Here is a 5,191-nt window from a genome sequence, read left to right as displayed (position 1 = left end):
AACCTAATGCGTTTTGCTAGTTAAATTATTGTTAAATTAATTTTTCGATAGTTTAAAATTTCAAATCGCGGTAGAGGCGCGAAATAGATCAGTAGTGTTTGTTGGGGTGATGCCAATGAATAAGCACAAAAGGTTATTTCGCCGAAGTGAGTTCTCTCATCAAAGAAACTTGCTGGGGTTACACTCGAAAGGGGTAACACTGCCATAGTCTATAATTTGTAAAACTATGGAGCGCTACTGTAGGGCTGGGTTCAAACGTTCGTTTACCCTTCGCTTATTTCAACTTAATTGGGTGGAAATGATTTCCGCCAATTAATCTGCAGTAGATCTCTAACCATTTATTACTGGTTTTTGAAGATCATGAATTTAATTGATTTTGCATCATCTCCTTTGTCTCTTTTGCCGCCGCTTGTGGCATTGAGCCTTGCTATTATTACTCGTCGAGTACTCATTTCATTGGGTGTCGGTATTGTTTTAGGCGCCATATTACTGAACGATTACTCGTTTAGTGGCGCAATGAGCTATGTTGGCTCCACCGTTTCTAGTGTCTTCATTGAAGATGGCGGTATCAATACTTGGAACATGAGTATTGTCGGATTCCTACTACTACTTGGTATGATGACCGCGTTGCTTACACTGTCTGGTGGTACGCGTGCTTTTGCTGAGTGGGCCCAATCAAGAGTTAAGAGCAAACGTGGTTCTAAACTACTTGCCGCGTTCTTGGGTGTGTTCATCTTTGTTGATGACTATTTTAATAGCTTAGCGGTGGGGGCTATCTCTCGTCCTGTTACTGACCGTTTTTATGTCTCACGAGCGAAGCTTGCCTACATCCTAGACTCAACGGCTGCACCAATGTGTGTGATCATGCCAGCTTCAAGTTGGGGTGCTTACATTATGACGATCATTGGCGGCATTTTGGTTTCCCACGGTATCACTGAGTACTCAGCGCTAGGGGCGTACGTTCGCCTTATCCCAATGAACTTCTACGCGATATTTGCTTTGCTTATGGTATTTGCTGTTGCTTGGTTTGGACTTGATATCGGTAAGATGCGAGATCATGAGATCGCTGCCTCTCGCGGTCAGGGTTTTGCCAAAGAGCAAGCGGAAGACTCACAAGAAGCACACGAGCTGAACGAAGAACTCGACATCGTAGAGAGCGAAAAGGGCAAAGTGCTCGACTTAGTTCTACCGATCGTATCCCTGATTATCGCGACCGTCGCTTCTATGCTTTACACAGGTGGCCAAGCACTAGCATCAGATGGCATTGCGTTTAACGTTCTTGGTGCGTTTGAAAATACAGATGTAGGTACATCGCTTATTTACGGTGGCCTTGTAGGTCTAGCTATTGCGCTATTTACCGTTGTTAAGCAAGGTATCGCGATGAGTGAAATCTCACGCACACTTTGGATTGGCGCTAAGTCCATGTTCGGCGCGATTCTTATTCTGGTATTTGCTTGGACTATCGGTTCAGTAATTGGCGATATGAATACGGGTAAGTACCTATCGACGCTAGCTCAAGGTAATATCAACCCACATTGGCTGCCGGTTATTCTGTTCCTCCTGTCTGGCTTAATGGCATTCTCGACCGGAACATCATGGGGTACATTCGGTATCATGCTACCAATCGCTGGTGACATGGCGGGGGCAACTGACCTTGCTCTAATGCTACCTATGCTAAGTGCTGTTTTGGCGGGTTCTGTGTTTGGTGACCATTGTTCACCGATTTCAGACACCACTATCTTGTCATCGACAGGTGCACGCTGTAACCATATCGACCACGTAGCGACTCAGCTGCCATACGCACTGTCTGTTGCGGTAGTATCGTGTATTGGCTTTATCACCTTAGGTATGACGGCTTCGATTGCAATGTCATTGGCAGCGGCAACGGCTGCGTTTGTAGCGGTTTGTGTGCTGCTATCAGTACTGTCTCGTTCTAAAATGGCGAGCTGTCAAAACGTGTAAAACTGCAGTTGTATAACGTCAATGAATTGGGGAGCTTCGGCTCCCTTTTTATTTGTCCTATACAAATTGAAAAAAGTTTAAAGAAATAGTTGAAAAATGTTTTCGCCTTGGTTAGTGTGGATATCAACAAAGCGAGTCAGAAGAGCTTAATAAGTATGCGCCAATTAGTAATGAACATTCATCACCATCATCACCCAGTTTAGTCTTTCGGGAGATGCGCGCATACCCGGGAGGCAGGAAACTCCCGGAGGTTGGAATCGCAATATACAAGATTTAAAACCCTCGGGAGACTTACTCTCCCGAGGGTTTTTCACTATTTGAATCTTAAAAAATTTTATAAATACCAAATATTTGCACAGGGATACAGCAATGCAAACACAACGCCTAAGAATCGCAATTCAAAAGAAAGGTCGCCTAAGCAAAGAGTGTCAGACTCTACTAAAAAAATGCGGCGTTAAATTCAATATCATGGGTGAGCGTCTTGTTGTGCACTCACTAAATATGCCAATTGACCTGCTGTTAGTGCGTGATGATGATATTCCAGGTCTGATCATGGATGGTGTGGTCGATTTGGGCTTTATCGGTGAAAACGAACTGGAAGAAGTTCGCCTTGATCGTAAAGCACTCGGTGAGCCATCTGAGTTCGTTCCACTGCGTCGCCTTGATTTTGGTGGCTGTCGACTATCAATTGCAATCGATAAAGATGAAGTCTACAACGGCCCGCAAGACCTAGCTGGCAAACGTATCGCCACGACTTACCCACAACTGTTAAAAGCTTACATGGATGAACAGGGTGTTCCTTTCTCTACTTGTATGCTAACTGGTTCGGTAGAAGTTGCTCCGCGTGCTGGTCTTGCTGATGCAATCGCAGATTTGGTTTCTACTGGCGCAACACTAGAAGCTAACGGTCTAAAAGAAGCAGAAGTTATCTTCCAGTCGAAAGCGACGCTGATTCAGCGCACAGGCGAGTTTGAGGCTGATAAAGTGGCGCTGATTGAAAAGCTACTGACGCGCATGCAAGGTGTCCAGCAAGCGAAAGAGTCTAAGTACATCATGCTACACGCCCCAGTTAACAAACTAGAGCAGATCAAGTCGCTACTTCCAGGGGCTGAAGATCCAACCGTACTCCCTCTATCCAGCGACAAAGAAAAGGTCGCGGTACATTTGGTGAGTACTGAGAACCTATTCTGGGAAACCATGGAGCAGCTTAAAGACCTAGGTGCGAGCTCAATTCTAGTGCTACCAATTGAAAAAATGATGGGGTAATAGCGATGAGAACAGTCGTTTGGCAATCTTTAAGTGAATCTCAGCAAGATTCGATTCTAGAGCGTCCAGCCATTACTGAAGGCGCAAATATTACTGCCGCAGTGTCTGATGTTATTGTTAAAGTGCGTGCGGAAGGTGATGCCGCACTGCTAGAGCTAACGGAAAAGTTTGACCGTGTAAAACCCGATTCAATTCGCGTTTCTGGGCAAGAAGTTGATGCAGCATGTGACCGTCTATCAGATAATATGAAGCAAGCGCTAGAGCAAGCGTATGCGAATATTGCCAAGTTCCATAAAGCGCAAAAGCCTCAGCCGTTGAAAGTAGAAACTCAGCCGGGTGTGGTTTGTGAACAAGTAACCCGTCCAATTCAAAAGGTGGGCTTATATATCCCAGGCGGGAGCGCACCACTGCCTTCAACAGTGCTGATGCTGGGTGTACCTGCAAAAATTGCCGGCTGTCACAAAGTCGTGCTGTGTTCGCCGCCTCCGATTGCTGATGAAATCCTTTATGTTGCTAAGCTATGTGGCATCGATGAGGTATACAACGTAGGTGGTGGTCAAGCGGTCGCTGCGATGGCGTATGGCACAGAAACTGTGTCTAAAGTCGATAAGATCTTTGGCCCGGGTAATGCCTATGTTACGGAAGCTAAGCGTCAGGTAAGCAATGATTTCCGCGGCGCAGCGATTGATATGCCAGCTGGCCCATCTGAAGTGCTAGTGATTGCCGACGAAACCGCAGATGCAGACTTCATTGCGGCAGACCTTTTAAGCCAAGCTGAGCACGGCCCTGATTCTCAAGTGGTATTGGTCACGCCATCGCCGATCATTGCTGACCAGGTGATGGATGCGGTTCAGCGCCAACTTAAACAGTTGTCTCGTGCTGATATTGCTGAAAAGGCGTTAGCATCGAGTTTAATTATTATTTCTGAATCGATCACTCAAGCCGTGTCGATTTCAAACTACTACGGCCCAGAGCACTTAATTGTACAGACTAAAAACCCGCGCGAGCTGCTACCTCTGCTTGATAATGCAGGTTCGATTTTCTTAGGCGATTGGTCGCCAGAATCTGCGGGTGATTACGCATCTGGCACTAACCACGTATTGCCGACTTACGGTTACACGCGCACTTATTCCAGCCTTGGCTTGGCTGATTTTTCTAAGCGTATGACGGTACAAGAGCTTAGCGCAGACGGGCTAAAAGTCCTTGCTCCTACGGTAGTAACTATGGCTGAAGCTGAAGGTCTCGATGCGCACAAACGCGCCGTTACTATTCGAGTTGAAAAATTAGCAGCGAAGTAAGAGAGGATGAGATGGAAAAGCTAGCACGTAAACAAGTTCAAAAGTTAACTCCTTACTTATCGGCTCGTCGTATTGGTGGTACTGGCGATGTATGGCTCAATGCCAATGAGTCTCCATTCAACAATGAGTATAAAACCGACTTTGCCCGCTTAAATCGCTACAGCGAGTGTCAGCCAAAAGAGTTGATAGAAGCCTATGCAGCCTATGCAGGTGTTAAGCCGGAACAGACATTGACCTCTCGCGGAGCAGACGAGGGCATTGAGCTTTTGATTCGAGCCTTCTGTGAGCCTGGTGAAGATGCAATCCTCTACTGTCCGCCGACTTACGGTATGTATGCAATCAGCGCAGAGACTATTGGTGTAGAGCGTAAGACCGTACCACTAACCCCTGATTGGCAGCTTGATCTGTCGGGCATTGAAGCCAATCTGGATAACGTGAAACTGGTTTTTGTCTGTTCACCAAACAACCCAACGGGTAACTTGGTTAAGCGAGAAGACATTGTCTCTTTGCTGGAGATGACCAAAGACCGCGCAATTGTGGTGATGGACGAAGCCTACATTGATTTTTGTCCAGAAGCTTCGACAGTCGATTTACTTGAGCAATATCCGAACCTAGCGATTTTGCGTACCCTGTCTAAAGCGTTTGCGCTAGCAGGTCTACGTTGT

At 46.3% G+C, this 5,191-nt stretch carries 4 protein-coding genes, 1 riboswitch and 1 other annotated feature; all 4 genes read left to right on the top strand.

All coding sequences use genetic code 11. From position 1 onward, the window contains the following. Positions 1-63: 63 nt before the first annotated feature. Positions 64-245, top strand: a riboswitch (Lysine riboswitch). A 115-nt stretch (positions 246-360) separates the two neighbouring features. Beyond that, positions 361-1,962, top strand: coding sequence for a Na+/H+ antiporter NhaC family protein (locus QTO00_RS14350; protein ID WP_331425406.1), 1,602 nt, complete (start codon positions 361-363; stop codon positions 1,960-1,962). A 178-nt stretch (positions 1,963-2,140) separates the two neighbouring features. After that, positions 2,141-2,277: a sequence feature (His leader region), on the top strand. Positions 2,278-2,331: 54 nt separating this feature from the next. Then, the gene (gene hisG, locus QTO00_RS14345) at positions 2,332-3,228 is read left to right on the top strand and encodes an ATP phosphoribosyltransferase (protein ID WP_331425405.1); all 897 of its coding nucleotides are present in this window, start codon (positions 2,332-2,334) and stop codon (positions 3,226-3,228) included. Between the two features lie 5 nt (positions 3,229-3,233). Then, complete coding sequence (gene hisD / locus QTO00_RS14340) at positions 3,234-4,526, top strand: histidinol dehydrogenase (protein ID WP_331425404.1); 1,293 nt, start codon at positions 3,234-3,236, stop codon at positions 4,524-4,526. Positions 4,527-4,537: 11 nt separating this feature from the next. Continuing rightward, positions 4,538-5,191 (top strand): aminotransferase class I/II-fold pyridoxal phosphate-dependent enzyme (locus QTO00_RS14335; RefSeq protein WP_331425403.1); only part of this gene is annotated, 654 nt, incomplete at its 3' end.

The sequence above is a fragment of the Vibrio sp. M260118 genome, assembly GCF_036533755.1.
GTDB lineage: Bacteria > Pseudomonadota > Gammaproteobacteria > Enterobacterales > Vibrionaceae > Vibrio.
The sequence above is the reverse complement of the archived record's forward strand: the minus strand, read 5'-3'. Positions and strand labels throughout refer to the sequence as shown.